Annotated in this window: 18 protein-coding genes; 7 read left to right on the forward strand and 11 right to left on the reverse strand. The window is 59.8% G+C overall.

The window, feature by feature from the left end; all coding sequences use genetic code 11:
- Positions 1-42: 42 nt before the first annotated feature.
- Positions 43-2,523, reverse strand: coding sequence for a UvrD-helicase domain-containing protein (locus tag V8J63_RS18025; protein ID WP_336464445.1), 2,481 nt, complete (start codon positions 2,521-2,523; stop codon positions 43-45).
- A gap of 257 nt (positions 2,524-2,780) precedes the next feature.
- Here V8J63_RS18025 and V8J63_RS18030 point away from each other — a divergent pair, with 257 nt between their 5' ends.
- Positions 2,781-3,476, forward strand: a complete 696-nt coding sequence (locus tag V8J63_RS18030; protein ID WP_016774845.1) for a pirin family protein — start codon at positions 2,781-2,783, stop codon at positions 3,474-3,476.
- Between the two features lie 54 nt (positions 3,477-3,530).
- Here V8J63_RS18030 and pgm read toward each other — a convergent pair whose 3' ends face one another.
- The 4 genes from pgm to V8J63_RS18050 form a co-directional block, all read right to left on the reverse strand.
- Positions 3,531-5,177, reverse strand: coding sequence for a phosphoglucomutase (alpha-D-glucose-1,6-bisphosphate-dependent) (gene pgm, locus V8J63_RS18035; protein ID WP_016774846.1), 1,647 nt, complete (start codon positions 5,175-5,177; stop codon positions 3,531-3,533).
- 108 nt (positions 5,178-5,285) lie between these two features.
- Complete coding sequence (locus V8J63_RS18040) at positions 5,286-6,686, reverse strand: aminotransferase-like domain-containing protein (RefSeq protein ID WP_016774847.1); 1,401 nt, start codon at positions 6,684-6,686, stop codon at positions 5,286-5,288.
- Positions 6,687-6,735: 49 nt separating this feature from the next.
- A complete protein-coding gene (locus tag V8J63_RS18045; RefSeq protein WP_130887939.1) occupies positions 6,736-8,202 on the reverse strand; it encodes a hypothetical protein in 1,467 nt (488 codons plus the stop codon).
- Positions 8,203-8,752: 550 nt separating this feature from the next.
- Positions 8,753-9,775, reverse strand: coding sequence for a zinc-dependent alcohol dehydrogenase family protein (locus V8J63_RS18050; RefSeq protein ID WP_041480274.1), 1,023 nt, complete (start codon positions 9,773-9,775; stop codon positions 8,753-8,755).
- 270 nt (positions 9,776-10,045) lie between these two features.
- Between V8J63_RS18050 and V8J63_RS18055 the strand changes: the two genes are divergently transcribed.
- Positions 10,046-10,960: a LysR family transcriptional regulator gene (locus V8J63_RS18055; protein ID WP_016774850.1), complete on the forward strand. Its 915-nt coding sequence runs from the start codon at positions 10,046-10,048 to the stop codon at positions 10,958-10,960.
- 7 nt (positions 10,961-10,967) lie between these two features.
- Here the strand turns inward: V8J63_RS18055 and V8J63_RS18060 are convergent, their stop codons facing one another.
- The 3 genes from V8J63_RS18060 to gcvA form a co-directional block, all read right to left on the reverse strand.
- Positions 10,968-11,729: an SDR family oxidoreductase gene (locus V8J63_RS18060; RefSeq protein ID WP_336464446.1), complete on the reverse strand. Its 762-nt coding sequence runs from the start codon at positions 11,727-11,729 to the stop codon at positions 10,968-10,970.
- A 29-nt stretch (positions 11,730-11,758) separates the two neighbouring features.
- Complete coding sequence (locus V8J63_RS18065) at positions 11,759-12,586, reverse strand: DMT family transporter (RefSeq protein WP_336464447.1); 828 nt, start codon at positions 12,584-12,586, stop codon at positions 11,759-11,761.
- A gap of 75 nt (positions 12,587-12,661) precedes the next feature.
- Entirely contained in the window at positions 12,662-13,567 is a 906-nt protein-coding gene (gcvA, locus tag V8J63_RS18070; RefSeq protein ID WP_130887936.1) for a transcriptional regulator GcvA, read from the reverse strand.
- Positions 13,568-13,877: 310 nt separating this feature from the next.
- On the opposite strand from gcvA, the gene V8J63_RS18075 reads away from it, so the two are divergent.
- The 4 genes from V8J63_RS18075 to V8J63_RS18090 all read left to right on the forward strand — a co-directional run bounded on the left by V8J63_RS18075 (position 13,878) and on the right by V8J63_RS18090 (position 20,487).
- Positions 13,878-14,330, forward strand: coding sequence for a DUF805 domain-containing protein (locus tag V8J63_RS18075; RefSeq protein WP_110600443.1), 453 nt, complete (start codon positions 13,878-13,880; stop codon positions 14,328-14,330).
- A 278-nt stretch (positions 14,331-14,608) separates the two neighbouring features.
- Positions 14,609-15,862 carry a multidrug efflux RND transporter periplasmic adaptor subunit MexE gene (gene mexE, locus V8J63_RS18080; RefSeq protein WP_039761553.1) on the forward strand — a complete coding sequence of 418 codons (1,254 nt, stop codon included), beginning with the start codon at positions 14,609-14,611 and terminating at the stop codon, positions 15,860-15,862.
- Positions 15,863-15,877: 15 nt separating this feature from the next.
- On the forward strand, positions 15,878-19,069 hold the full coding sequence (locus V8J63_RS18085; RefSeq protein ID WP_024013078.1) for an efflux RND transporter permease subunit: 3,192 nt from the start codon (positions 15,878-15,880) through the stop codon (positions 19,067-19,069).
- Positions 19,066-20,487: an efflux transporter outer membrane subunit gene (locus V8J63_RS18090; RefSeq protein ID WP_016774854.1), complete on the forward strand. Its 1,422-nt coding sequence runs from the start codon at positions 19,066-19,068 to the stop codon at positions 20,485-20,487. Before V8J63_RS18085 ends, V8J63_RS18090 begins: the two co-directional genes overlap by 4 nt.
- 200 nt (positions 20,488-20,687) lie before the next feature.
- Here the strand turns inward: V8J63_RS18090 and V8J63_RS18095 are convergent, their stop codons facing one another.
- The 3 genes from V8J63_RS18095 to V8J63_RS18105 are packed head-to-tail and all read right to left on the reverse strand — an operon-like array spanning position 20,688 to position 23,968.
- Positions 20,688-21,617 carry a biotin/lipoyl-binding protein gene (locus V8J63_RS18095; protein WP_374190759.1) on the reverse strand — a complete coding sequence of 310 codons (930 nt, stop codon included), beginning with the start codon at positions 21,615-21,617 and terminating at the stop codon, positions 20,688-20,690.
- Between the two features lie 25 nt (positions 21,618-21,642).
- Positions 21,643-21,843: a DUF1656 domain-containing protein gene (locus V8J63_RS18100; protein WP_016774855.1), complete on the reverse strand. Its 201-nt coding sequence runs from the start codon at positions 21,841-21,843 to the stop codon at positions 21,643-21,645.
- On the reverse strand, positions 21,833-23,968 hold the full coding sequence (locus tag V8J63_RS18105; RefSeq protein ID WP_197890522.1) for an FUSC family protein: 2,136 nt from the start codon (positions 23,966-23,968) through the stop codon (positions 21,833-21,835). The genes V8J63_RS18100 and V8J63_RS18105 overlap by 11 nt, the downstream gene beginning before the upstream one ends.
- A gap of 170 nt (positions 23,969-24,138) precedes the next feature.
- On the opposite strand from V8J63_RS18105, the gene V8J63_RS18110 reads away from it, so the two are divergent.
- Positions 24,139-25,194 (forward strand): tetratricopeptide repeat protein, encoded by a 1,056-nt coding sequence (locus tag V8J63_RS18110; protein WP_122611339.1) that lies wholly within the window; start codon positions 24,139-24,141, stop codon positions 25,192-25,194.
- Positions 25,195-25,270: the final 76 nt, after the last annotated feature.

The following is a 25,270-nucleotide window of genomic DNA, read 5'->3' on the forward strand; positions in this document are numbered from 1 at the left end:
ATTTAAAACAAAAAGCCCGCAGCGATGCGGGCTTTTTATGGGTCAGGCGCTGGTCTTTTCCTTTTCGCGTCGATGGTCGACGAAGAAGGGTTTGCCCTTGGCGACTCGATCCGACGCCCTCGGCATGTTTACCGCCTGGCTGTCCTGCGGTTCGACGTACCAATAGCAATGGCTGACGGCGCGTGTGATACCGACGTAGGCAAGGCGCAGGATTTCGTCCTTTTGCGCAGTGTCATAAGGCTCGCTGTCGCCGCTTTTGCCCAATCCCGCCATGCGATAGACCTGATTCTTGTACGGAGAACTGGTCAGATGCTGGCAATCACCCAGCAGAAATACTGCATCAGCCTGCAAGCCTTTGGCGCTGTGATAGGTCAGCTGTTTCAGCCGCCGCGCATCATAGGGCAAGCTCGAATCTACATTAAGTACAGGCTGAATATGCTGCTCTATCAATAACTTATCGCCGCTTTTTCGATAAAGCATCAAGATTGAATCGCCGCGCCGGTAATGCTCGGCCAGGCGCTGACCCAATGCTTCATCGTCCCGCTCAAGCACGTTGACCGGGTGAAGCGGCTTGGGCTCACCACTGGCCTTGGCCTTCTTGCCTGCGATTGCCGGCGCTGCACGGACAATGTGTTCGGCGGCGTCGATGATGTGCTGATGGCTGCGATAGTTGTCACTGAGCATCACTCTTGTGGTGCTCGGTGAAGGAAATTCCTTATTGAACTCCATGAAGTAACTCGGCGAGCTGCCGCGCCAACCGTAAATCGACTGCCAGTCATCGCCAACACACAATAGCGACGAACGCTGCGCCCCTCGCCCAACGTGCATGGCCTGGCCACGGCTGCGGATTTCATTGAGGCTGGCGCGAATCCACGAAACGATCTGCGGCGATACGTCCTGGAACTCATCGATCATCAAATGCGCCATAGGCCGCAGCAACTCATCGCTGAGCAGCTTGAGGTTTTCCGGCGAGCGCTCGCTGAACAGCGCGAACATGCGGTTGTAGGTCATCACTGGCGGCTTCTGATCCAGCAAGTGATCTTCAAATGCGCGCCAGAACAGGCTCAGGGCTTCAAAGAAAAAGCGATCGGGATCGTCCTTGGCGAAGCTCATCCGACTGACCGCGTCCGGTACATCCAGGCCGAGGTTTTCGATAAAGCCTGCTGCGGCGATAAAACAATCCAGCAATGGCGCCGATACCAGCTCGCCTTTGACCTTGTAATCGAAGCCGGGACCGGCGCTGGCATCTCCGGCCAACGTCGCAAGAACGCGCCTGGATGACTCGTAACTATCAAGCCATATCAATGGCTTACGGCAGAAAGCTTGAAACAGGGTGCGCTTGACCGCCCACTCTGCACGGACACTCAGCTTGGCGTTGGGTCGGGTCAGCTGGGCGTTTTCCCTGGGATCAAAGCCGAGCACCACCCAGGCATCGAGGCTGGGAATATAGCCGTGAGCGTGGAACTTCGAACCATTGATTTCGAAGGCCTGCCGATTCGGTTCGATGCCTTTGATCGGCCACGCCCCTGCGCGAAACCACAGATCCTCAATCACATCGCAGAGCTCTTCATCGCGCTTGGCCGCCAGTTCGGTGACCGCCATGCGTTTCTGCACATCGGGGTGATCGCGTTCCAGTTCCTTTAATTGCAAACCCGCGCGGGACAGCGGCTGGATCAACTGGCGGAAACGCTCATCGTCGTTGAACAGCCGGTGATAACAAGCATTAAGTTGCTGGCGCTGCGCGTCATTGATGCGCAGGTCAAACGGATTGCTGTCGACCTCCTCTGCGCCGCTTTGCGGGCGATCGCTGAGGTTCTCGAAGGCCTGCAAACGCTCGAAACCCGGCAGGCTGCGCACCATCGGCAGGATGCGTGAGTGGAAGGTTCTGACCAGCTCGCGGGCCTGTTTGAGGTTCAGCGGCTGCCCCCACAGCGTAAAGATTTCGATGAGTTTGTTGATGAAGTCCTTACGCGATTCGCGGGTGAAGGTCACCACGGTCATCGAATCCAGCTCAAAACCCAGATAATGTCTGAGCAAGAGAATGCGCAGCACCAGCGTGGTCGATTTGCCAGCGCCGGCACCGGCCACCACCGAGGTGGACGGCGTATCGCTGAAGATCATCTTCCACTGTGCGGCGCTGGGCTGGGCGTGGGCCGGGAGCAAACGGGCAACGTCAGCCTTGATGCGCTTCTTCAGTTCCGCCGTCAGCGGCAGGCGCCAGTCATCGAACAGGTTGCTATCGACGCTGGGCGGCCGATGCTCGGTGTTGCGGCTGTCGCGAATCAGCAGAACCTGGCGGCCTTCCTCCAAACCCTCAAGCTTGCCCTCCTTGAAACCGTATTCGACGCCAGCGGTGTGGCCACTGCGAAATCCGTCGGCTTGCCCGTGCAGCCACGACGCCCGGTGCTGGGCGCGCAGCTTGGTCAACCCGTGACCAAAGAATCGCGCGGCCAGACGTTTGAACCAGGGCATCTCGGCCAGTGGACGAAGTTCAGGGGGAAGATCGGGAATGTGTTGCGCCACGCTGACGGACTCCAGGGTGTGAGGCTGTGGCGGCTATGGTGTCTGGATTTGCCGTCCAGTTCTAGCGAAATGCTTACAGGTCATCGGTTTAGGCGACGAATTGAAAGTCGGATGAGACGATTTCGAGGCGCCTTCCTATCAAATAACCTGATCATGATGCGGCAGTTTTTGCGCTTTTTATCGATGATTGCTTGATAGATGATCGTCGTCATCAACCACGGGGCCCGCCCCCTGACGACCCTTATTAGGAGACGATCATGCTTGAACTCAGACCCTTCAGCTCGCTGGGCGGCGCCCATCATGGCTGGCTGGACGCGCATCACCACTTTTCCTTTGCCGAATACTACGATCCGCAGCGGATGAGCTGGGGCAACCTGCGCGTGTGGAACGACGACATCATCGCCGCAGGTACCGGTTTCCCGCAGCATCCGCACCGCGACATGGAAATCATCACTTACGTGCGAGAAGGTGCCATCACGCACCAGGACAACCTCGGCAACAAGGGCCGCACCGAAGCTGGCGACGTGCAAGTGATGAGCGCCGGCACCGGCATCGCTCACAGCGAATACAACCTGGAAGACAAGGAAACCAAGATCTTCCAGATCTGGATTCTGCCGACCGAAACCGGTGCGCCGCCGTCGTGGGGCGCCAAGCCGTTTCCTAAAGGCGAGCGCGAAGGTTTTGTGACGCTGGCCAGCGGCAAGGACGGCGACGATGAGAGCCTGCACATTCGTGCCAATGCACGTCTGGTGGCGGCGAACATCAAGGCCGGTGAAACCGCCGAATATCGGCTCGACGAAGGGCGTCGCGCCTATCTGGTTCCGGCCACCGGCGTGATCGAAGTCAATGGCTTGCGTGCCCAAGCGCGTGACGGTGTGGCGGTGGCCCATGAGCAAGTGCTGACGGTCACGGCGATCGAGGACAGCGAGATCGTACTGGTCGACCTGGCTTGATCTGAAGGCAATAAAAAAGGGCAACCATTACGGTTGCCCTTTTTCATGTGCGCATCACTTAGTGGAAATAGCGCCATCCACCAACGTTTGCGCTTCGGCCACCAGTTGCTTGAGGTGGTCATCGCCGAGGAAGCTTTCGGCGTAGATCTTGTAGATGTCCTCAGTGCCCGACGGACGCGCGGCGAACCAGCCGTTCTCGGTCATGACTTTCAGACCGCCGATGGCCTGATCGTTGCCCGGTGCATGGCTGAGGATGCTCTGAATCTTTTCGCCCGCCAGCTCGGTCGAGGTGACCTGTTCCGGCGCCAGCTTGCTCAGCAGTGCCTTCTGCTCAGGGTTGGCCTTGGCGTCGACGCGTACCGAGAACGGTTCGCCCAGTTCGTCGGTCAGCGCGCGGTAGGCCTGGCTTGGATCGCGCCCGGTGCGCGCGGTCATTTCGGCGGCGAGCAAGGCTGGAATCAAGCCGTCCTTGTCAGTGCTCCATACACCGCCGTCCTTGCGCAGGAACGAGGCGCCAGCACTCTCTTCACCGCCAAAACCCAGCGAGCCATCGAACAGACCGTCGGCGAACCATTTGAAACCGACCGGCACTTCGTACAGGCGACGGCCCAGGCGCTTGGCCACGCGGTCGATCAAACCGCTGCTGACCACGGTTTTGCCGACAGCGGCATCAGCGCGCCATTGCGGACGGTTCTGGAACAGGTAGTCGATGGATACCGCCAGATAGTTGTTCGGCGCGAGCAAACCACCGGACGGCGTGACGATACCGTGGCGGTCGTGGTCCGGATCGCAGGCGAATGCCACGTCGAAACGCTCTTTCAGGCCAATCAGGCCCTGCATCGCGTGGCTGGACGATGGGTCCATACGGATTTGGCCGTCCCAATCGACGGTCATGAAACGGAACGTTGAATCGACCTGTTTATTCACCACTTCCAGGTCGAGACGGTAGTGTTCGGCGATGGCCGACCAGTAGCGCACCCCTGCTCCGCCCAACGGATCGACACCCAGACGCAGCTTGGCGTCGCGGATGGCATCGAAGTCGATGACGTTGATCAGGTCGGCGACATAGGTGTTCAAGTAATCGTGACGATGGGTCGTGCTGGCCTTGAGCGCTTGCTCGTAGCTGATGCGTTTGACCCCGGCCAGTTTGTTCGCCAGCAGCTCGTTGGCCTTGGCTTCGATCCACTTGGTGATGTGGGTATCGGCCGGGCCACCGTTGGTTGGGTTGTATTTGTAGCCACCGCTCTGTGGCGGGTTGTGCGACGGCGTGATGACGATACCGTCCGCCAGGCCAGAGGTACGGCCGCGGTTGTAGCAGAGAATGGCGTGAGAAACTGCCGGGGTCGGCGTGTACTCATCGCCTTCGGCGATCATCACGGTGACGCCGTTGGCGGCGAGGACTTCCAGCGCGCTGGCGCCGGCCGGGGTCGACAATGCATGGGTGTCGATGCCGACGAACAGCGGGCCGGTGATGCCCTGGGCTTCGCGATACAGGCAGATCGCCTGGCTGATGGCCAGAACATGCCATTCGTTGAAACTCAAATCGAACGAACTGCCGCGGTGGCCGGAGGTGCCGAACGCCACTCGCTGGGTAGAAATCGATGCATCAGGCTGGCCGGTGTAATAGGCCGTAACCAGTCGCGGGATATCGACCAACAGTTCTGCCGGTGCCGGTTTGCCCGCAAAAGGACTGAGTGTCATGCAAAAACCTCTGAAATCGGAGTGGTTCAGGAAATGCAGCGCAGTTTACTGGCAGTTTGACCACTGTGCGACGGGATGTATCCGAAACTCGCCCGATGTTTTTTAACGTTATTGACCGGGCGACAGGCGCAAGGCATCACCGAGCAAGCCGATGACACTCGGCAGATCCCGCTCGCCGTGGTGCAACGCGCTTATCCGCAGATGATCCGCATGCAGACCTTGCAGGCTGAACAGCTCGCCGGGGGCCACGATGATCTGTTGCTTGAGCAGGCGACGGAACACATTCGCCATGTCGACCGGCCGTAACGAACGCACCCACACCGTCGCCCCGCCCTGCGGCTCGACTATCTGCAGCGTATCGCCCAAACGTTCGTGCAGAACCTGGATCAACACGGCTCGCCGCTCACCCAGCATTCGCCGCAGCACAGATAAATGCTGATCAAGCCGCCCGCCATTCAACAACCGGGCAATCGCCTTTTGGCGGATTGGCGACAAGCGAAATGCGCGCAGCAGAAAATGGCGTTGCAGCGCCTCACGCCAATGACGCGACAGGACAAAGCCGAATGGCGCTTCAGCGCCGATGAATTTCTCGAAAGTGGAAAACACCAGCAGACGCTCAGGATCAAGCCAACTGCGCAAACGCTGTGAATCATTGCGCTCGTCAAGCTCGCTGTAGCAGTCGTTTTCCAGTACCCAGACGCCATGTTGATTGAGCAACTGCGCGGCGGCCTGCTGACGCTCATGGGTGAAACCCTTGCCGTGGGGCATGCTCAGCACTGAAGACAAAAGAACCAGACGTACTGGCTCGTTCTCCAGCAGCGATTGCAGTACCGACAGATCAAGCACGCCTTCGGCCAGCAATGGCCATTCGATCACGCGCACCCCGCACGACTCGAGCAGACGCAATATCACCCAGTCGCACGGTGATTCGACAATTACGCTGGCGTGACGCAATTCGAGCACCGAAATCAGAATTTCCAGGACCCCGCGCAGATCAGCACCGATATAGATGTCATCGGCATGCCAGAAATGCTCTGTCGAACTCGTGTACCGCGCTGCCAGGGCAACCCGCAACTCCAGCTCTCCGCAAGGTTGCACGAATGTCTGTAGCTGACGCGGATATTGGCGCAGAAGCTCACGTTCCAACGTCAACAACGGACTGTCCAGCGGTTGCAGCGAGGCCGGTTCGTCGGCGCTCAACACACACATTCCGGGACGTCTGGCGTTGACGTACACGGTCTCCAGCAGATCATTGCCGTTGCCGGGCGCATCCATGCTGAACAGCGCTTGCGCGTAATACCCTGACTTGGCTATCGAATAGACTCGACCTTCCTTCTCCAGAAGCGAATAGGCGTACTGCACCGTTGAAATGGAGACATTCAGTCGATCCGCCAGTTGTCGCAAGGAAGGCATGCGTACCGCCGTACCACCTCCGGCGTCATCAATCAGCGTGGTCAGATATCGATAAACTGCCTGATAAACAAAGTCGTTGTCCCGCGCGCTTTTCACACCCTCATTTCCGTAGATATCGGTTCACAACTCAGGCTCCGGCTCACCGTCAGCGTTCCGTCGACCGCTCGAATGACGAGGCCGAACCCGCCTGATCCTCAGACGCGCTCTCCGAGGCTAATTGCGTGGGCGCATGAATCTGCACAGGGCCCGTCGCATAGAGGCGGATCACCAACCTGACCGGCAACCCGCTCACTTCCGTTATCCACTTCAAAACCTGCTCCGGCGCGTGCAAGCCTTGCATGGCGCGGTGCAGGTCAGGCATCGCGACCAGCATGCCGGGATGACAGTTGCGCAGGAACCGCTCGAGACCTTTGCCGTTGTCGATGAACGGTGCAAACAGCAGGCACACCAGCTGCGTTTCGCTCAATCCGAAACCATTGATGAGGTAATCCTCGGCAAGCGCCCGCAGCTGCTCTGGCCCGCCGGCATTGTCATAGCTGGCCAGCAAGTGCTCGCAGACAGATTCGGCGACCTGTTTTCGCCGCATGTCGGCCAGCGTGTGACGAACATAATCGTCGATACCCGCCTCATAGGCGCGCCCCTCGATGAAGCGTGCGTACAAACCTCGCACGTGCGCCGAGATCAGAGGGTCAGCGAATACCGCTTCGCCCTGGTACAGCGCCAGGTCGTCAGGTTCATAACCGAGAAATTCGCCCAGCAGCGGCCAGCGATCCTCGATTTTGCCGACCATCATGTCGTTGATATCGATAAAACTGGTGCGCCGGCAGGCTTCGAACTCACCTTCCGGGCGCCACGCTATCCGGTCATCATCTGCGCGCAGCTCGCGGTAAAAATCATCACCGAGCCCGTCGAGCAGCGGAAAAAGCGCTTCGAATCCGGCATTGACCAGTTCTGGACCGGTTATTGCCACTCGCTGCATTGCACGGTTCAGGCCTTCGAGGAAATGCTGCTGACTGCCTTTGGTTTCAGTGCTGATCATGGCGTCGACACCATTGTTCCAGCGGGCGATCTGGCTGTAGTACTCGGCCGTCGCCAGATAGGCGTCATCCCATAATTCAGGCGTTTCCAGCCAGGTGCGACAGTGCCCGACCAGCAGCAGATTGACGCGACTGGCCTCACGCCCTTCGTTGCTCACAGGCGTGCGATGGTCGAACGGCAGCACTTCGCGGTTATCCACCATCAGCACCTCGACCCGCGGATCGTCATAAAGAAACAGCGCGCTGTAGCTGCGATGCAGGTTTTGCAGGGCGAGCGGGCTGTCGCCACTCCAGCGCAGGGAAGCCACACGCAACTGGAAGGTTGCCGGAGCACGTCCGGCAATGGTCAACTGCGCAGCCCGGAGCAAGGCCAGGGTGTAGCAGCCGTCACGCAGGCCGGACTGAGGCACCAGCACCTTGAATTGCCCAATGTTTTCCATGCCGCCTGCGGCCACCACCAGGCGCTGTATCAACAACTGCAATGCCGTACGCTCGGCTCGGGAAAAGAAACTCAGCAGACGCTGCAATACTTGCTGATAGACATAGTTCATTGCCTGATCATGGATCGTGCTCATCGGTATTTACCCGGTATCAAAAGTTTCATGCCGCGCAGACATGACAATGGGCGCGCGGCAATTGGATCAATAAGTAATAGACGCTGAAATGCTAACACTTACAAAGTTGTAGTTATTTGAAACACTTCACCTGAATAAAGCCATCCAGATGCCAAGCGCCACGTTCAACCACCCGTATTCATTGGGCTTTCGCCATTCGCAAATGATCTGAGGAAACTTCCTACAACGTCCCACGACAAATCATTACAAGAAAAGGAGAAGCAACTTCCGAAACGCCCTACAGCAATTAAACAGAAATTGACGAAGCCAGCCGAGCCAGCCATTTGATATTGCCTTGGACAAATTGAATGCACAGCCATAGCTCATTCCTTGAGATGAAAGTAATCATTCAATTATCAGTGCTTATAGTGTGATTAGAAGATACAGATCGAAGGCAAAAACCAGTTCAGTTGCTGAAGGGCCGATGCTTCGATATCGGGAAGGGTTTACTGACAGCGGAGGATCTAAACAGAAAAGAGTCCGTGGCGGCCACGGACTCTGATGAGCGGATTTACGCGGTTTCCACTTGCAGGGCCACTCGCTCGCGGCATGGGCATTCGTCCATGTAGCGATGCGCTTCGACGAACTCGTTGAACGGGAATACACGCGTCTTGAGCGGCAGGAGCACGCGGTCAGCGGTCAACTGGTTGATGTCACGCAAAGCACGCTGCAGAGCGACGTGGTCCTGGACAATGCCCAGCTCCGGCTTGCCGGTGAAGTTGCCGATGCAGTGCACAAAGAACTGGATGTTCTTCTGAAACGCCGCACACGCCGGGAACGGGGTCTGGTTACCACCTTGCAAGCCGTACAGCACCAGACTGCCGCGTGGTGCCAGCACATCGCCGAGCAATGACATCTGCGGGCCGCCAAGACCATCGAACACCACATCGACGCCGCGGTTGTCGGTGATCTTGTTGATGCGCATCAACAGATCTTCCTCTTCGGTGACGATGACCTTCTCCGCACCGAGGGACAGCAGGTACTCCCGCTCCTCCGCCGATTTGGTCGCGGCGATCACTCGCACACCCAGCGCTTTGCCCAATTGCACAAACGACGGGCCGGCGCAGTGGCTGGCGTCAGTCACCAGCGCAAATTGACCGGGTTTGACCCGTGCCAGATCGGCATAAGCGAAGTAGGCGATCAGCAGCGGCGTGTAATGCACGCTCGCTTCGATCGGGCTGAGCACATCGGGATAACGGGTCAGCGCGGTGCGCGGCAGGACGATCGACTCGCCGTACACCGGATAGTCGTTCGGGCTTTCTGCGGGAAAACTGGCCACTTTGTCGCCGACGGACAGGTCGTCGACATCAGCGCCCACCGCAGTGACCACGCCAGCCATTTCATGACCGAGGCCCGAAGGCAGACGTGCCTGGGACGACGCCAGATTCTGGCGCCACAGGGTGTCGTACCAACTGATGCCGATTGCCTCGACACGCACCTGCACTTCGCCAGGACCTGGCTGAGCAGCCGCATGCTCTTCGCATTTGAGCACCTCGGCCGGACCAAACTTGTGAAAACGGATCGTGCGGGACATCGCAAACCTCGTCAAAGTAACCTCTAATGCCATGAACTCTATCTGGGCTTTGGACCCAAGACCATCAGTGGCTATTAATAGTCGACATGCCTGTCATTGATTCCGCATCAAGGGCGGCATTGGCAAAATCCATGAAAAAAGGCCTGCCACCGTCGCAGTAAAGCTGAATTTTCCGGTGCAGAGTACCAGCCTTTCCCCGTAAGATTCATGCCGGCCATTGTTCTCATATGGTCGCCCTCGTCAAGTTTGATGACTCTGCCAGGACTCCAGATGAATCGTAATGACCTGCGTCGTGTCGACCTGAACCTGCTGATCGTGTTCGAAACATTGATGCACGAACGCAGTGTGACTCGGGCCGCGGAAAAATTGTTCCTCGGCCAACCGGCTATCAGTGCGGCGCTGTCGCGTCTGCGCAGCCTGTTTGACGATCCCTTGTTTGTCCGCACCGGCCGCAGCATGGAGCCGTCCGCCCGCGCGGTGGAAATCTTCGCCCTGCTCTCGCCCGCCCTTGATTCGATCTCGACCGCCGTCAGTCGTGCCGCCGATTTCGATCCGGCGACCAGCACGTCGGTGTTCCGCATTGGATTATCCGACGACGTCGAATTCGCCCTGTTGCCCATGCTGCTCAAGCGCCTGCGCGCCGAAGCACCAGGCATCGTCCTCGTGGTGCGGCGGGTCAACTACATCTTGATGCCTGGCCTGCTGGCCTCCGGCGAGATTTCGATCGGCGTCAGCTACACCACCGACCTGCCAGCCAACGCCAAGCGCAAGGTCCTGCGCCGCAGCGCACCGAAGCTGCTGCGCGCCGACACCGTGCCGGGGCCGTTGAGCCTCGACGACTACTGCGCCCGACCGCACGCACTGGTGTCGTTCGCTGGCGACCTCAGTGGTTTCGTCGATGAAGAACTGGAAAAACTCGGACGCAAACGGCACGTGGTGCTGGCGGTGCCACAGTTCAACGGACTCGGCACGCTGCTGGCGGGCACCGATATCGTCGCGACCGTGCCGGATTACACGGCTGAGGCACTGACGGCAGCCGGCGGTCTGCGGGCTGAAGATCCACCGCTGCCGACGCGGACCTTCGAATTGCACATGGCATGGCGTGGCTCGCAGGATAACGACCCGGGAGAGCGGTGGTTGAGGTCGCGGATTCAGATGTTTTTTGGCGATCCGGATAGCCTGTAGCCCGGACTTACTTGCCGCCAGTCACATCCAGAAAAGTACCCGTGACAAAGGAGGCCTCCGCGCTGGCCAGCCACAAGATGGCCCGCGCCACCTCTTCCGGCTGACCGCCCCGCCCCATGGGGATAGTGTCCTTCACGCGATCCACCCGCCCCGGCTCGCCGCCGCTGGCATGCATGTCGGTATAGATGTGCCCCGGGCGAATGCAGTTGACCCGAATACCCTCGCGCGCGACTTCTTTGGCAAAGCCGATGGTGAAAGTTTCCAGCGCGCCTTTCGATGCTGCGTAGTCAACGTATTCATTCGGGCTGCCCAAGCGCGCCGAGGCAGAAGAAACGTTGATCACTGCCCCACCTGTGCCGCCGTGCCGATAAGCCATGCGCTTCACCGCTTGCTGCGCGCACAGGATCGGTCCCAGAGCATTGACCGCGAAGATGCGCTGCATGCGTTCAAAGCTCAGGTCCTCCATGCGTGACTGTTTTGCCAGAACGCCAGCGTTATTGACCAGAACATCGATCCGTCCAAATGAGCGATCGAGGGCCGAGAACAGTTCAGCAACCTGCCCGGGGTCAGCACTGTCAGCACGCAGCGCGAGGCCCTTGCGCCCCAACGCTTCGATATCCGCCACCACCTCAAGAGCGGCGGACTCGTTGGCAACGTAGCTGATGGCAACGTCGTAGCCTTGCGCGGCAGCGAGTCGGGCGGTGGCGGCGCCGACTCCGCGACTGCCGCCGGTGATCAGAATCAGCGGTGCTTGCGAGACATTATCCATGCGACGTTCTCCTGAGCAGTTGGGCTGTGTCAGCCGATGATGATGGCGCCGCTGGCGATGACCACGCACGCCAGCATCCTGCGGACGGTGAGCTTTTCACCGAGGAACAAATAGCCGAGCAATGCGGCAAACAACACGCTGGTTTCGCGCAAGGCCGACACCGCGCCCAGTGGCGCTTCGTTCATGGCGTAGATAACGATTGCGTAGGCCAGCAACGAGACCAGTCCGCCGCCCACTGCGGCGAGCATTCCGGGCCGTACGGAAAACAGACTGCGAGCATCGCGCAGGCCGATATACACCAGCGGCATCAGCACGCCCCACAGGGCGCTCATCCACACCGTGTACGCGAGCGGCGCACCGGAAAGCCTGGCGCCAATGCCATCGACGACGCTGTAGGCGGCGATGAAACAACCGGTGCCCAGCGCATACGGCAGGCTCGGCACCGACAGGCTGCGCCCGCGAAAGGCCAGGGAAATGATTCCGCCGGATACCAGACCGATGCCGAGCAGCTCAGCGGGAGTAATGGTTTCGCCGGCAAACAGCACGGCGCCAAGGGTGATCAGCGCCGGTGACGAGCCGCGGGAAATCGGATAGATCTGCCCTAGATCGCCGACCCGATAGCTGCGCACCAGGAACAGGTTGTAGCCGACATGCAGCAGTGCCGAGAGCAGCGCATACCCCCAGCTCTCAGGTGCAGGCGCGGCCATGAAAAAGGTGGCAATGAGGCAGACGATGGCGATGGCCACGCACATTATTGTCATCGACCAGAGCCGATCGGCACCGCCGCGCAGTAGCGCGTTCCAGCTGGCGTGCAGGAGCGCGGCGAACAGAACGAGGAGTACGAGATGGATTGGCATGCGGCATTCTAGGCATCTCGGGCATTGGCATTACAGCGAAGTTTCCTCATTGCAGCATGAGCAAAAGCTCATGCTTCAGCGCTGGGGGTTCTGCACCTTCAATGCTTCACTGAGCAACCAGTCACGAAAACTGAGAATGTGTGCCTGGGCTTCGATGCCTTTGGGGCAGACGAAATAGTAGGCCAAAGGCGAAGGGAACGGCACATCGAACAGCCTCACCAGACGGCCATCGGCGATTTCGTTTTCGACATGGCCGCTGCGCACCAGCGCCACACCCTGGCCGAGCAACGCAGCTTCCACCGTCATGTTGGTGTCGCCAAACCTGACGCTTTCGCGCAGCGGTAAAAACTCCAGCCCGACGGACTCAAACCACACCTCCCATTTCGGCGCCAACTCGGCGCCGTCGCGGATAAGTAACGGCATCTGCAGCAACTCCGCGGGACTGCCCGGCCTGCCGACGCGCTGCAGCAGTTCGGGGCTGGCCACGGGAAACACCTGTTCGCCGAACAGGAACTCTGAATACAGGCCGGAGTAATTGCCCTTGCCCAAGCGGATTGCGACATCGGCTTCGCCATTGGCGAAGTGGATGATCTTGTCCGTGGTGTCCAGCGACACCAACAGCTCCGGGTGCAGGCGCGACAGGTTCGGCAAGCGTGGCAGCAGCCACTTCAACGCGAACGAATAGGTGGTGCTGACGGTCAGGCGAACCCTGTCCTTTTGCTCGCGCAGATCCTCCAGCGTTGCTTCAAGGCTCATGAAAAACTCGCGCACGATCAGCGCCAGCGTCGCCCCCGCTGTTGTAAGGCGTAACGCCTTGCCGCGCTCGAACAATTGCAAGCCCCAAAGTTCTTCGAGGTGCCGGAGCTGGTGACTGACGGCGCTTTGGGTTACGTGCAGTTCTAGAGCGGCAGCCGTGAACGTCGGGTGCCGGGTGGCCACTTCGAAAGCCCGCAGGGTCGCGGTCGGGGGCAGGTCTCGCATATATGAAAGTTCCGGGGGTGGCAGAAGCTGACGGCATGAATATCAGCTCATGTTAGAGCGAAATGCGTTCGTATGCCTCTGGCCCCAAGTGGATTTGGTGACGATCGGGTTTGGGTTTAGCCGCAGACCCACAAATCGAAAGCCGAGAGCCGATGACAAACCTTATGGTAACGATTAGATTACCGCCGCCCCGCCAGTGGAGAGTCGGGCATTCAGTCTCTGCTCTCGTTGGCGACGACATCTGCACCAACGAAAACACCGGGATGTATCTGTCCCGTCTTTCGACTGACCATTTTTTAGGGAAAAAAACATGAGCCTGGTTTTCTGCCGTGGTTGCGCCAAGGAAATAAGTACTCTGGCACTGGCATGCCCCCAATGCGGCGCACCTCAAGCGCCACTGCATTCCATTGCCAGTGGCCCCATCATGGCGAGCGGCAACCCATACGTAGAGGCACTGAAGAAATATGCCGTGTTCACCGGACGCGCCACGCGCCGTGAATACTGGATGTTTTTTCTGATCAACATGGGCATCGCTATTGTCATGAGCGTTTTCGACGCCATGCTCAAGACCGGTGGCGCCTTGCAGAGCCTGTACAACCTGGCAATGCTGTTGCCGAGCCTCGCTGTTGGCGTACGGCGCATGCACGACACTGACCGCAGCGGCTGGTGGATTCTGCTGCCCATCGTCAACATCGTGTTTCTGGCGCAAGACAGCCAGCCTGGCCCCAATCGCTTCGGTGCCAACCGCAAAGGCTTCAACTGATCAATAGCCGCAATAGCGGATCGAAACGGCCTTCATGGCCGTTTCTTAATATATATGACTCCCCTCTCACAAAGGCCTTGCTCAATCATTGCTCGTCACGCAAGACAGATTTGCAAGAAAACACATTGTTAGCCCCCTAACGAAAGGTGCATGCTAGAGGGCTGCCTCGGCGCTTATATCATTCCGAATGATAGTTACCTTTGCTTCATTCGATTCGTGCCATCACACCTGCGCCGAGCATCATCCGCCCATCTTCAATACTTCGGCGGATTGCATCCATGGAACAATCACTCAAACATTTGCGCTTCCCGTTGGCCATGCTGGCCGTACTGGTGATGAGCGCCTGCGGCAAAACTCCGGAGACTGCCGGCGCCCCGCCCGCTGCCAAAGTCAGCGTGGCCAAGGTGCTGGAACAACCGGTCAACGAGTGGGACGAATTTACCGGGCGCCTCGAAGCGCCGGAAACCGTTGAAATCCGCCCACGGGTTTCGGGCCAGATCGATCAGGTCGCGTTCACCGAAGGCGCGCTGGTCAAAAAAGGCGACCTGCTGTTCCAGATCGACCCGCGTCCGTTCCAGGCCGAGGTACGCCGCCTCGAAGCTCTGGTTGCTCAAGCCCGCGCCACCGCCACTCGCAGCGAAAACGAAGCCGCTCGCGGCGAACGCCTGCGTACCAGCAACGCCATTTCCGCTGAACTGGCCGACTCGCGCACCAGCGCCGCCCAAGAAGCCCGCGCCGCCGTTGGTGCCCTGCAGGCACAACTGGACCTGGCCAAACTGAATCTGAGCTTCACCCGCGTGACCGCACCGATCAGCGGCCGCGTCAGCCGCGCCGAAATCACTGCCGGCAACCTGGTGACCGCCGACACCACCGCGCTGACCAGCGTCGTCTCCACCGACAAGGTCTACGCCTACTTCGACGCCGACGAACGCGTGTTCCTCAAATACACCCAACTGGCCCGCAACGGTCAGCGCGGCGCCACCACACCGGTGTACATGGGCCTGTCCAACGAAGACGGCAACCCGCACCTCGGCCAGATGAACTTCGTCGACAACCAGGTCAATCCGAAAACCGGCACCATCCGTGGTCGCGCAGTCTTCGACAACGCTGACGGCACCTACACCCCTGGCCTCTACGCTCGCTTGAAGCTGGTCGGCAGCGGCACCTACAACGCCATGCTGATCAATGACGAAGCCGTGGGCACTGACCTGGGCAAGAAGTTCGTGCTGGTGATGGATGGCGACAACAAGACCGCCTACCGCGCCGTCGAACTCGGTCCGAAGATCGAAGGCCTGCGCATCGTCCGCAACGGTCTGAACAAGGACGACACGATCATTGTCAAGGGTCTGCAACGGGTTCGTCCTGGCTCACCGGTCACCCCTGAAGTGATTCCGATGGCCAGCGAGCAGACCCTCGCCGCCCTCGCTCAACAACGTCAAGCGCTGGAAGCCAGCAACCTGCCCAAAGTTGCCCCTGCCAAGGGCGCATCGGGTTCGGCTGCGAAGCTGGCCGCTACGACCCCACGCGGTTAAGGGACGACAACTCCGATGAATTTTTCCCAATTCTTCATTTCCCGGCCGATCTTCGCAGCGGTGCTGTCGCTGTTGATCCTGATCGCCGGTGCGATCTCGCTGTTCCAGTTGCCGATCAGCGAATACCCGGAAGTCGTGCCGCCGACCGTGGTCGTGCGCGCCAACTTCCCGGGGGCCAACCCCAAAGTCATCGGTGAAACCGTGGCCGCTCCGCTGGAGCAGGCCATCACCGGCGTCGAGAACATGCTGTACATGTCCTCGCAATCGACCGCTGACGGCAAAATCACCCTGACCATCACCTTCGCCCTGGGCACTGACCTGGACAACGCGCAGGTGCAGGTGCAGAACCGGGTGACCCGGACCGAGCCGAAGCTTCCCGAGGAAGTGACGCGTATCGGTATCACCGTCGACAAGGCTTCGCCAGACCTGACCATGGTTGTGCACTTGACCTCACCGGACAAGCGCTACGACATGCTCTACCTGTCCAACTACGCAATCCTCAACATCAAGGATGAGCTGGCTCGCCTGGGTGGTGTCGGTGACGTGCAGTTGTTTGGTATGGGCGACTACTCGCTGCGCGTCTGGCTTGATCCGAACAAGACCGCTTCGCGCAATCTGACCGCGACCGATGTGGTGACCGCGATTCGCGAGCAGAACCGTCAGGTCGCCGCCGGTCAACTGGGCGCGCCCCCTGCCCCGACCGCGCAAAGCTTCCAGCTGTCGGTCAACACTCAAGGCCGTCTGGTTTCCGAGGAAGAGTTCGAGAACATCGTCATTCGTGCAGGCGACGACGGTGAGATCACTCGCCTGAAGGACATTGCGCGCATTGAACTGGGTTCCAGCCAATACGCCTTGCGCTCGCTGCTGAACAATCAGCCGGCGGTGGCAATCCCGATCTTCCAGCGTCCCGGTTCCAACGCCATCGACATTTCCAACGAAGTGCGCGGCAAGATGGAAGAGCTGAAGAAAGGCTTCCCGCAGGGCATGGATTACAGCATCGTGTATGACCCGACGATCTTCGTCCGTGGCTCGATCGAAGCGGTGGTTCACACCCTGTTCGAAGCGCTGATCCTTGTGGTGCTGGTGGTGATTCTGTTCCTGCAGACCTGGCGCGCCTCGATCATCCCGTTGGTGGCGGTGCCGGTATCGTTGATCGGTACGTTTGCGGTCATGCACCTGTTCGGCTTCTCGCTCAACGCCCTGTCGCTGTTCGGCCTGGTACTGGCCATCGGCATCGTGGTGGATGACGCCATCGTCGTGGTGGAAAACGTCGAACGGAACATCGAACTCGGACTGACGCCGGTCGAAGCGACCAAGCGCGCCATGCGTGAAGTGACCGGGCCGATCGTGGCCACGGCACTGGTGCTGTGTGCCGTGTTCATTCCGGCGGCATTCATTTCCGGCCTCACCGGGCAGTTCTACAAACAGTTCGCACTGACCATCGCGATCTCGACAGTGATCTCGGCGTTCAACTCGCTGACCTTGTCGCCAGCGCTGGCTGCTGTGTTGCTGAAGAGTCACGACGCACCGAAAGACCGCTTCTCGAAAGTGCTCGACAGAATCTTCGGTGGCTGGCTGTTCCGTCCGTTCAACCGTTTCTTCGACCGTGCCAGTCATGGCTACGTCGGCACCGTGCGCCGGGTTATCCGCAGCAGCGGCATTGCCCTGCTCGTGTATGCAGGCCTGATGGTGCTGACCTTCTTCGGTTTCTCCAGCACGCCGACCGGTTTCGTACCCGGCCAGGACAAGCAATACCTGGTGGCCTTCGCGCAATTGCCGGATGCCGCGAGCCTGGATCGCACCGAAGACGTGATCAAGCGCATGTCCGACCTCGCGCTGAAACAGCCGGGCGTGGAAAGCGCCGTAGCGTTCCCGGGCCTGTCGATCAACGGCTTCACCAACAGCCCCAACGCCGGCATCGTCTTCGTGACCCTGAAACCGTTCGACGAGCGTAAAGACCCGAGCATGTCCGCCGGTGCGATTGCCGGTGCCTTGAACGGCCAGTACGCGAACATTCAGGAAGCGTACATGGCGATCTTCCCGCCACCGCCGGTACAAGGCCTGGGCACCATTGGCGGTTTCCGCCTGCAGATCGAAGACCGGGGCAACCTCGGCTACGACGAGCTGTACAAAGAAACCATGAACATCATCAACAAGAGCCACAACGTGCCGGAACTGGCCGGCCTGTTCACCAGCTACACGGTGAACGTGCCGCAGGTCGATGCCGCCATCGACCGCGAAAAAGCCAAGACCCATGGCGTGGCCGTCAGCGACATCTTCGACACCCTGCAGATCTATCTGGGTTCGCTGTATGCCAACGACTTCAACCGCTTCGGGCGCACCTATCAGGTCAACGTTCAGGCCGAACAGCAGTTCCGTCTTGAATCCGATCAGATCGGTCAGCTGAAAGTACGCAACAACAAAGGCGAGATGATCCCGCTGGCGACCTTCATCAAGGTCAGCGACACCTCGGGACCGGATCGCGTGATGCACTACAACGGTTTCATCACCGCTGAAATCAACGGTGCCGCAGCCCCGGGCTACAGCTCTGGCCAGGCAGAAAAAGCCATCGAGAAACTGCTCAAGGAAGAACTTCCGAACGGCATGACCTACGAGTGGACCGACCTGACCTACCAGCAGATTCTGTCCGGCAACACCGCGCTGTTCGTGTTCCCGCTCTGCGTGCTGCTGGCGTTCCTGGTGCTCGCCGCACAATACGAAAGCTGGAGCCTGCCACTGGCGGTGATTCTGATCGTACCGATGACCCTGCTGTCGGCCATTACCGGTGTGATCATCTCCGGCGGTGACAACAACATCTTCACCCAGATCGGCTTGATCGTACTGGTAGGACTTGCCTGTAAAAACGCGATTCTCATCGTCGAGTTCGCCAAGGATAAACAGGAAGAAGGCCTCGATCCGCTCGCTGCGGTACTGGAAGCCTGCCGCCTGCGTCTGCGGCCGATCCTCATGACCTCCTTCGCGTTCATCATGGGTGTGGTGCCACTGGTGTTCTCCAGCGGTGCCGGTGCCGAGATGCGTCACGCCATGGGTGTGGCGGTGTTCTCCGGGATGCTCGGGGTGACCTTCTTCGGTCTGCTGCTGACGCCAGTGTTCTACGTACTGATCCGTAACTTTGTCGAACGCGGCGAGCAGCGCAAAGCAGCCAAGGCGCACACTCTTCAAAAGCCACTGGAGGCGCAACAATGAGTCTGAAAGTCTTCCTGCCGAGTCTGCTGGTGCTGGCCCTCAGCGCCTGCGCCGTCGGCCCCGACTACAAGACCCCAGCCACGGAGGCGGCCAACATCACGACCGCCACCGACGGCGCCGCCGGGCAAAAGAACTTCGACCGTTCGAAATTCGAAGGCATCTGGTGGCAGCAATTCGATGATCCGACCCTGAACCAGTTGGTGAGCCAGTCGCTGCAAGGCAACCGTGAACTGCGCGTGGCGTTCGCCCGCTGGAAAGCCGCCCGGGCGATCCGCGACGACGCCAGCAACGACGCGATGCCGACCATCACCAGCCGCGCCAGCAGTGACCTGGGCAAGGGCCAGATTCCCGGCCAGACCACCGACCGGGTCAATAGCGAGCGCTATGACCTCGGTCTGGACATGGCCTGGGAGCTCGACCTGTTCGGCCGCATCCAGCGCAATCTGGAAGCCAGTGATGCCGACCAGCAAGCCGCCGAAGCCGATCTGTATCAGCTGCAAGTCACCATGATTGCCGAACTGGTCGACGCCTACGGTCAACTGCGCGGCGCCCAGCTGCGGGAAAAAATCGCCGTGGCCAACCTGAACAACCAGCAGGAGTCGCGCAAGATCACCATCAGCCTGCGTGACGCCGGCGTCGGTGATCAGCTTGATGTCGAGCGCGCCGATGCGCGTCTGGCCAACGTCGAAGCCACCGTGCCGCAGTTGCAGGCGGAACAGGTTCGGCAGAAAAACCGTATAGCTACCCTGCTCGGCGAACGCCCGGACAAACTGACCGTCGACCTGAGCCCGAAAGACCTGCCGGCCATCGCCAAAGCGCTGCCGATCGGTGATCCGGGTGAACTGCTGCAACGTCGTCCGGACATCCTCAGCGCCGAACGGCAACTGGCTTCGGCCACTGCGCGCATCGGCGTTGCCAAAGCCGACCTGTTCCCACGGGTCAGCCTCAGCGGCTTCCTTGGCTGGACCGCCGGACGTGGTTCGCAGATCGGTTCCTCGGCAGCGAATGCCTGGGCACTCGGCCCGAGCATCACCTGGGCTGCGTTTGACCTCGGCAGCGTCCGTGCCCGTTTGCGCGGCGCCGATGCTGACGCCGAAGGCGCGCTGGCCAACTACGAGCAACAAGTACTGCTGGCTCTGGAAGAATCGGAAAACGCCTTCAGCGATTACGGCAAGCGTCAGCAACGCCTGATCTCGCTGATCCGTCAGAGCGAATCGAGTCGCAAGGCTGCCGATCTGGCAGAAATCCGTTATCGCGAAGGCACCACCGATTTCCTCGTCCTGCTCGACGCCCAGCGTGAGCGCCTGAACGCCGAAGACACTCAGGCCCAGGCCGAAGTCGAGCTGTATCGCGGCATCGTCGCGATCTACAAGGCCCTCGGCGGCGGCTGGCAACCGGAGACAGTTGCCAGCAAGTAAGATTGTTAAAGAGCTCCTTTGGTTGGCCGCAACCAACCAAATTTTTTGCCCCGCGTATCATTCGGTCGCGGGGTTTTTTTATGCCTTTGTGCAGTACTGGGTTTCTTGTGGGAGCGAGCCTGCTCGCGAAAGCGTCAGGTCAGACATATCAGCGGTGGCTGATAATCCGCCTTCGCGAGCAGGCTCGCTCCCACAGGGGATCAGCGGTGATCCTCCAGGACGGTGACGGTGGCGGTTGTACCGGCGCGCAGGCGATGCTTGCCGGCAAAGTCACCATCAATGCCAATGCGCACCGGCACCCGTTGCGCCAGTTTCACCCAGGTGTAACTCGGGTTGATGTTCGCCAGCAGACGACTGCCCGGCGCGTTTTCGCGGTCGGCGATGGCGAAGGCGATGCTTTCTACCGTACCGCCGAAACGCTCACCGCTCATCAATTGAATGCGTACCCGATCACCCTCCTCGATTCGCGGCAACTTGGTTTCCTCGAAGTAACCACTGACATAGAACGAATCGCTGTCGACCAGCGCCAGCAGTGCGCCGCCGGCTTGTGCATAGTCACCCTGGCGGGTCAGCAGGTTGGTCACGTAACCGCTCACTGGCGATTCAACGCGGGTGCGCTGCAAGTCCAGTTCGGCTTGGGTCAGCGCGGCAATTGCCAGTTGCACATTGGCTTCGGCCAGCCCGAGGTTGGCCTGATTGCGCAACAGATCCGCCTGGGCAACCGCCACGTCGGTACTGGCCTTCTCCCATTCCTCACCGGAAATGGCGAAGCCCTGTTTCAGCGTGCGCCGCCGGCGCTCCTCGCTTTGACGTTGTTTGAGCAACGCCTCACTGGCGACGATTGCCGCTTGCGATTGCCCCAGCGAGGCCTTGGACACTTCCACCGAACGCCGGGCGTGCTCGACCGCCAGTTGATAGCGCGCCGGATCGATCTCCAGCAACAATTGGCCCTTGTCGACATGCTGGTTGTCCTGCACTGCCAGTTTGACGATTCGCCCCGAAACATCCGCCGACAGCGTCACCACATCCGCCCTCACCCGAGCATCCCGTGTCCACGGCGCGCGGGTGTAATACTCCCAGGCGAACCAGCCGAGGACGATCGCCAGGATCACCACTGCCACGGTCATCATTCGTGCAACTAGTGCTTTCAAGACATCAGGCTCCCATCAACAGAATCAGCGTGGCGCAGACACAGGCATACAGTGCGCCTTCGAACAGTGCTTCATGCCACACCAGGCGCAGCACGCCGAGGCGCCGCAGACACCAGTCCAGCAACATGAAAATCGGAATCGCCAGTAACAGTGCCTGGGCAATCGGCGGCAGATAAACCCCGCCAATTTCGAAATCAATGGGCAAGTTGCGGTTCTCCTTCCAGGCCTTGAGGTTGCAAATATTCGCCGTGCCGCTCGAGGAACGACACCACAATCAGCAGCGCCACACGCATGCGAAACACCGACCAAAGATGTTCATGACTGGTGGCGTGCAGCTCGTCCAGCTCATCTCCGAGTTGGTGCAACGTGGCCAGCAGCGCCGCAAGCTGGACATCGTCGCGACCGGCAACCAAACGACCAGTCTTGCGCAACGCCGACGCCAGGCGTTGGCCGAACGCATCGGTAAGTAGCGCGTTGTTCTGCGCCTGCTGTCGCAGCTGATGCATGGCCACGCCCAAGGCCACGCATGCCAGGCTGATTTCATACAAGCGCTGCATGGCACGATCGTTCGCCGCTGGCAGCAGACCAAGCATGCTGGTCAGGCGATCGGTCATCCGACTCTCGAAAGCGAATTGTTGTTCATCGGTCGCAGGCAATTTGCTCAGCTGGTACACCTGCTCCCGCGCTTCGCCGTACAGGCGGCGGATGCGCAAGCCCGGGCGGAACGGGAAGATCAGCGCATAAACGATCAGGGCCAGCATCGCTGCGCTGACGTAGGCGCCGGCGAATTCGAACCATTGAATCGCCGTGTTCTGCCCAGTGCCGGTATTTTGCGGTCCGAGCATGAGAAAACTGGACAGGCCAAGGCCCATGCCGATACCGGCGGTGGCCGGACTGGAAATGCCCACAGCAATGGCATACAGCAGCGGCGCCAGCAGCAAGGCCAGCAGCTCGAAATCACTGATCGCCGGCACCAGCATGAACTGGTAGAACGCCGACACCACCAGCGCCAGACCCAAGCCTCGCGCATAGCTTTGCGCAGCCATCAGCGGACGCGGAAAAGTCGCCATCAGCGAGCAGAGAATCCCCACCAGAATCATCCCGCCGCGCGCGCCATCCCAGGCCGTTTCGATCCAGATCAACCCGCTGACCAACAGCGCGGTAAAGGCGCGGATCGCATTCATCGAGGCCAGGGTGAAATCCAGATGCAACGGACTGCTCTGGCCGCGATAGAGACAACTGGCCGGGCGCCCTTCCTGAATCGCGTCGCTCAGTTCGAGGATCTGCTCAAGTTGCTGCAACAGGCGCGCCTGCTCCCAACGCAGCGCCCAAGCCAATGAACGCAGGGTCGCGCTCATGTTCTCGGTCTGCTGCTCGGCCTTGTACGCCAATGCTTCGAACTGTTGCTGCAAGGTGACGAAACGCTGCCGATCGGCGCCAGACAGCGCGCGGCCCTGTTGCGCCAGCTGCTCAAGCAACGCCAGTTCCTCGGCACGCAACTGCTGGACCTCCAGCGGCAGATCGCCCTCCCAGCGTTCGATGAGCAATTCACGCTGATGACGCAGCGCGGTCAGTCGCGAGGTCAGCAGCATCAGTTGGTTGCCGAGCAGCAATACCAGGTTGTCGGCACTGCGCAAACGTGGGGCATCGAAATACAAATGACGTCGCAAACCTTCCAGTGCGCTGATCTCGCCGAGCAGTTGCATCTGCCGACGCTGGAAATCGGCTTCGCTTTCTTCCGTGCGAAGCACTTCGGCGGCGTGGCTGGCGGCCAGTTTGATGACCTGATCGATTTTGGCGAAATAGCCCTTGGCGACGGCTTCAGGCCGGGCCGTCAGCAAACTGACCACACAGACACAGGCAACCGCCAACAGGGTTTCGGTGACGCGGGTGACCGCCAGCAGAAAGGTGCCGTCCTGATCCGGAATCGCCAGCAAGGCCACCACGACTGCGGTGTAACCACTGAGCACGAACGCTTGGGAACTGGTGTAGCGCAACAAGGTGCCGCCCGCCGTGCACAGCGCCAGCCACAACGCCAATGTCGTGATGAACGGCAGCGGCGCCTGAGGGAAAATCGCCATGATCAGCACCGCCACCGCCGCACCCACGGTGGTGCCGATCACCTGGCCGAAACTGCGCGCCAGTGCCATCCCTGCCAGTGGCTGGCTGACGATCACCACGGCCATGATTGACCACTTCGGCTGTTCGAGATCGAAGATGAACGCCAGATAAAGGGTCAACAGCCCGGCGGCGATGGTCCGCAGGGCAAACAGCAGAACAGCCTGACCGGGATGGATCAAAGCCTTGAAATAGGTGTACAGCGCAGACATGGGCACTCTCTTTAAAACGACTTCTGCAAGCGTAGACATTGCAGCAAAAGCCTGACGGATTTCACAGTCGACACGTGTTGTAGGACGATTCGCTGGCAACGGTTTGACTCACGCGCCAAGCTGAACGAAGCTTGCCGCTCTGCTCAAGTTCGAAGCTTTCGGAAACCCGCATGACTCAGTCCCGCCGCAACCTGCTGATCGGCTTAGGCCTCGTACTGATCCTCGGCGTCGTCTGGCTGTCCTGGCGCAGCAGCACTCCGACCATCCCCGATGCTATCAAACATGGCTACAGCGAAGCGCTGAACGCCGCGCGCACCGGTGAACCCGGAGCGGCGCGCCAGTTGTACCAGCAATTGGGCCGCCCGGACATCTCGGTCAAGCGCCGGGTCTGGCTGCATGGCGAACTGCCCAATTACCCCAGTCCGCAGGCGTTGAAGCTGGCGGACATCGACTTGCATCACGAAGCGCCGCAAGTGCGCGTCGCAGCGATCAAAAGCATCGTCGGTCTGGTGCCCGGCGGGCAGCGCAGTCTGCTGCTAGGACCGTTGCTTGATGATGAAGAACAAACTGTCCGTTTCGCCGCGATCAATGCCCTGCTCGGCCTGGCCCCGGACGAGCTCGGCCTGTATTTCGCACCGCTACAGCAGGCCATCGACGGCTGGCAACAGACCTTGGAAAGCCAGCCGGAAAGCGCCGCCAACTATGCGCAACTGGCCCGTCTCTATATTCACAACGCCGAATACAAACAGGCCCAACAGGCTTTGGACAATACCTTGCGCCTGGAACCGGGCAACCTGCCGGCGCTGGTCATGCAGATCGATGTGCTCGACCGCCAGGGCCAGAGCGATGCCGCTCGCCAGTTGCTCGCCCGCCAACTCAAGGCGCAGCCCGATTCGGCCTATCTGCAACATGCCCTCGGCCTGTGGCTGCTGCACCACGGCCAGCGCGAATATGCCCTGCTCGGCCTGTCCAAAGCAGTCGAGCTGGAACCGGACAACAAGGATTATCGCTACGACCTCGCCACCACTCTGCACAGCGCGGAAGAACTGGAAGCGGCGCAGAAACAATTGCAGGAAATCGTCCAGCGCCACCCCGCCGACCGCAAGGCGCGGGTGCTGCTGATCAACTATTGGAAGGAAAGCGGCCAGTTGCAGAATGTGCAGATTCTGCTGGCGCAACTGGAGCAGCTCAATCCGGACGACCCGGCCCTGCAACAGGGTCTTTAATCAAGGTAAAGCGGGTGCAATCAACCACCTGTCGAAAGAAAAAGCGGAACCGTGAACATGCCCTGAGGTCAAGTTA

The organism is Pseudomonas sp. CCNWLW23 (genome assembly GCF_037095675.1).
GTDB classification, from domain to species: Bacteria; Pseudomonadota; Gammaproteobacteria; order Pseudomonadales; family Pseudomonadaceae; genus Aquipseudomonas; species Aquipseudomonas atacamensis.